This is a genomic window from Phenylobacterium sp. (genome assembly GCF_036263695.1).
Classification (GTDB): Bacteria; Pseudomonadota; Alphaproteobacteria; order Caulobacterales; family Caulobacteraceae; genus Phenylobacterium.
In genome coordinates this window covers 1-4,163 of sequence record NZ_DATAGM010000041.1, presented here as the reverse complement: position 1 = coordinate 4,163, position 4,163 = coordinate 1, and the positions used below count along the sequence as shown (strand labels likewise).

The 4,163-nt window shown below is 71.4% G+C and carries 3 protein-coding genes and 1 pseudogene; 3 read left to right on the top strand and 1 reads right to left on the bottom strand.

The genetic code is table 11. The features are described 5' to 3' along the window. The 3 genes from VHK87_RS01570 to VHK87_RS01560 all read left to right on the top strand — a co-directional run. On the top strand, window positions 1-721 hold a 721-nt coding region (locus VHK87_RS01570), incomplete at its 5' end, for an O-antigen ligase family protein (protein ID WP_329633138.1). A gap of 54 nt (window positions 722-775) precedes the next feature. Beyond that, on the top strand, window positions 776-2,155 hold the full coding sequence (locus tag VHK87_RS01565) for a class II 3-deoxy-7-phosphoheptulonate synthase (RefSeq protein WP_329633137.1): 1,380 nt from the start codon (window positions 776-778) through the stop codon (window positions 2,153-2,155). Between the two features lie 268 nt (window positions 2,156-2,423). Further along, window positions 2,424-3,797: an MATE family efflux transporter gene (locus VHK87_RS01560; RefSeq protein WP_329633136.1), complete on the top strand. Its 1,374-nt coding sequence runs from the start codon at window positions 2,424-2,426 to the stop codon at window positions 3,795-3,797. On the opposite strand, the pseudogene VHK87_RS01555 reads toward VHK87_RS01560, so the two are convergent. Continuing rightward, window positions 3,794-4,163, bottom strand: a pseudogene (locus VHK87_RS01555) (cobalamin biosynthesis protein CbiG); the annotation flags it as partial. The gene VHK87_RS01560 and the pseudogene VHK87_RS01555 sit on opposite strands and share 4 nt — an antisense overlap.

Genomic DNA, 4,163 nt, shown 5'->3' with positions numbered 1-4,163 from the left:
GATGCTCGCCGCGCTGGCGCTGCTGACCTTCAGCTTCGGGCCGGACGCGCCGCTGCTGGCGGCCGTGGCCGGGGTCGCTGCGGCGCTGGCGGTGATCCGCTGGCCCAAAGGCGCGCCGCGGACGCTGGCGATCGGCGCGGGCCTTTTCATGCTGCTCGCCCCCTGGATCGTGCTCGCCGCCCGCAACGCCGGCTGGCTGCAGGCGGTCCAGAAGGCGGCCCCGCAGTCCTGGGCCGACCGCATTGGTTATTGGGGGAACGCCGCCAACTGGGCCTCGGCGGACCCGATCCTCGGTTGGGGACTCGACGCCAGCCGGATGTTCTCGCCGGGCATCCGGCTGCACCCGCACGATGCGGCGCTGCAGATCTGGATGGAGCTCGGCATGGTCGGCGCCCTGGCCGCCGCCATCGTCTGGGCGATGACCTTCGCCCGCATGGGCCGGGAGCGACCTGGACTGATCGCGGCGGCGCAGGCGGCCAGCGCCGCGGCCTACTTCGTGATCGGCGCGGTCAGCTTCGGCGTCTGGCAGGAGTGGTGGCTGGCGCTGGCTGCGCTGGCCGCCGCCGCCTGCGCCGCCGTTCGCCGGCAGCCCGCAGCGGTGGCGGTCGCCCAGCTTCGGCGGGCGCGGGGGCAGACCCCCGCCGGCGCCTGGGAGGCCGGCGTCGCCCGCTTCGCCGACGGCCGCCCGCCAGGGTCGACGCAACGCCGGCAAGTGGAGTAGTAGGCTCGTCTTTCGAGCGCCGCCCGCCGGGGCGCGGGCGCGGAGTTGTGTGAAATGACCGAGACCTGGACGCCCGCCTCCTGGCGCAGCAAGCCTGCCCAGCACATCCCCAGCGACTATCCGGATCCCTCGGCGGTGGCGCAGGTGGAACAGACCTTGCGCGGCATGCCGCCCCTGGTGTTCGCGGGCGAGGCCCGACGGCTGAAGTCGCTGCTGGGCGATGTCGCCGACGGCAAGGCCTTCCTGCTGCAGGGCGGCGACTGCGCCGAAAGCTTCAAGGAATTCACCGCCGACAACATCCGCGACACCTTCCGTCTGCTGCTGCAGATGGCGGTGGTGCTGACCTTCGCCGGCGGCAAGCCGGTGGTGAAGGTGGGCCGCATGGCCGGCCAGTTCGCCAAGCCGCGCTCCTCGCCCGTCGAGCGGATCGGCGACGTAGAGCTGCCCAGCTACCGCGGCGACAACATCAACGGCATGGAGTTTACGCCGCAGGCCCGCGCCCCGGACCCGGAGCGGCTGATCCGCGCTTACAGCCAGTCGGCGGCGACCCTGAACCTGCTGCGGGCCTTCGCCGGCGGCGGCTACGCCGACCTGCACAACATCCACCGCTGGACGCTCGGCTTCGTCGAGGGCAGCCCCCAGGGCGCCCGTTACCGCGAGCTGTCGGAGAAGATCGGCGAGGCGCTGACCTTCATGGCCGCCATCGGGGTCACCCCCGAAAGCCACCCCGAGATGCACATGGTGGAGTTCTTCACCGCCCACGAAGGCCTGCTGCTGGGCTTCGAGGAGGCGATGACACGCGTCGATTCCACCTCCGGCGACTGGTACGACACCTCCGCCCACCTGTTGTGGATCGGCGAGCGCACCCGCCAGCTCGACGGCGCCCACGTGGAGTTCTTCAAGGGCATCAAGAACCCCGTCGGCCTGAAGTGCGGGCCCACCATGGAGCCCGAGGACCTGCTGCGCCTCTGCGACGCGCTCAATCCGAAGAACGAGGCGGGACGGCTGACCCTTTACGGCCGCTTCGGCCACGACAAGATCGCCGCGCGCCTGCCGATGCTGATGCAGGCCACCAAGCGGGCCGGCCGCAACGTCGTCTGGGCCATCGATCCGATGCACGGCAACACGCTGACCGCCAACAACGGTTACAAGACGCGGCCCTTCGACCGCATCCTCTCCGAGGTGAAGAGCTTCGTGGAGATCGCCAAGGCCGAGGGCGTCCATCCGGGCGGCGTGCACCTGGAGATGACCGGCCAGAACGTCACCGAATGCCTGGGCGGCGCGCGGGCCCTGACCGAGGGCGACCTCGCCGACCGCTACCACACCCACTGCGACCCGAGGCTCAACGGCGAACAGGCCCTCGAGCTCGCGTTCTTGGTGGCCGAGAAGCTGAAGGACGATCGGGTAGACCTGACCCAGCGGGCGGCGGTCTAGCTCTTCCTACCTCCCCCGAAGCGGCGGGAGGGGGACCGCCCGCCGAGCGGAGCGAAGAGCGGGGGGGGAGGGGGCGAGCCGCACCCACCGCCTCCGCTACCGCGACCGTGCCGCTGTCCAACGCGCCGTGCGGCCTGCCGCCACCACCAGTCGCTCCTCGGCGACTGGTCCCCCTCCCGCCGCTTCGCGGGGGAGGTAGAGCTGGCGGCCCTTGCCACCCACTCAAAGCGGCGCCAATTTCCGCGCCCCTTGAAAACGGCGACCCACCATGGCCACCCCGGCCCCGGCGACCTCCGAGACGGAGGATCGCCCCGACATCGTCCGCACGGAGACGGCCGAGCTTTTGAAGCTCTCCGGGCCGGTTGTGATGTCGCGCCTGGGCATCATGACCATGGGGCTGACGGACGCCATCGTCCTTGGCCGCCACTCGGCTGAGCAGCTCGCCTTCCACATCCTGGCCTGGGCGCCCACCTCCGTCGTCCTGACCCTCGGCATCGGCCTCCTGATGGGCGTGCAGGTGATGACCGCCCGAGCCATCGGCGAGGGGCGGCGGCACGAGAGCGGCGCGGTGCTCAGGCGGGGCCTCGTCTACGGCTTCTGGCTCAGTCTGGCCGCACTGGCGGCGCTGGCGATCCTCGGGCCCATCGGGCTGCGCAACATCGGCCTCGAACCGGGACTGGGCGAGGGCGCTTCGGGTCCGGTGATCGTCTTCGCCCTCTCGATGCCGGCGATGGTGCTCTCCACCGCCTGCGCCTTCTGGCTGGAAGCCCAGTCGCGGGCGACCCCGTCCATGCTGATGATGTGGGGCGCCAACGCGGTGAACCTGGCCCTGCTGCTGCTGCTGGTGCCGGGAAACTTCGGACTGCCGCAGCTCGGCGCGGTCGGCGCCGCCTGGGCCACGTTCGGAGCGCGCCTGTTCCTGCTGCTCGGCCTCGTGGCCTACATCGCCCGTATGAAGGAGGCGCGCGCCTGGGGCGTGTTCGACCGCCCGCGCCGCGATCTCGAGGAAGAAACAATGCAGCGACGCGTCGGCTACGGCGCCGGCGCCTCCAACTTCTTCGAGGTCGCCGCCTTCGCCTCGCTGAATGTCGTCGCCGGCTGGGTCGGTGGGCTGGCGGTCGCCTCCTGGGGCGTGGTGCTGAACGTGGCGGCGCTGATCTTCATGGTTCCGCTTGGCCTGGGGACGGCCACCTCGGTGCTGGTCGGCCGGGCCTACGGAGCCCGCGACCGGCACGGGGTCGTACGTTCAGCTCTGATCGGGTTTGCGGTGACCACCGCCTTCGGCGTGCTGGTCTCGCTGATCGTCTGGCCTTCGGCCCGGCTGATCGCCGCCGGCTACACATCGGATGCGCGGGTCGTCGCCATCGTCGCGCCGGCCCTCGTGCTGTCCTGCCTGTTCTTCCTGGCCGACGCCCTGCAGGTGGTGGTCGCCCAGGCGCTGCGGGCCCGCGGCGACGTGCTGCTGCCGACGCTGACCCACATGACCAGCTACGTGCTGGTGATGATGCCGCTCGCCTGGTGGCTGGCGCTGCCCATGGGCCTGGGCGTCCAGGGCCTTGTCTGGGCGGTGATCGTCGCCAGCCTGCTGTCGGCGGCGCTGCTCCTGGGGCGGTTCTGGATGCTGGCCCGCCGGCCGATCTAGGCCCCCAGGATCCAGCCTTCCTCGTGCGCCGCGACCTCGGCGTCCGCGGGGTCCAGCGCCTTAGGCCCGACGAACAGCTGGCCGAGCTTGCCGGCTTCGTCGAGCCTGGCGAAATGCTCAGCCGTGGCCCGCACCTGGGCCAGATCCTTGACCTCGCCGGCCCCGGGCTGGGCCTTGAACAGGCTGGGGTAGACCTCGGCCACCACCACCAGCACCCCCTCCAGGTCGGCCGGCGTCAGGGCCTTGAAGCCGGTCTCGAACGGCCAGACCCGCACCTCGTCGCCGCGGGCCAGCTTCAGCCGCCGCACCGCCGGAATGCCCAGGATCGCCTGACCGCCCACCGAGCCGTTGTAGTAGAGCTTCCAG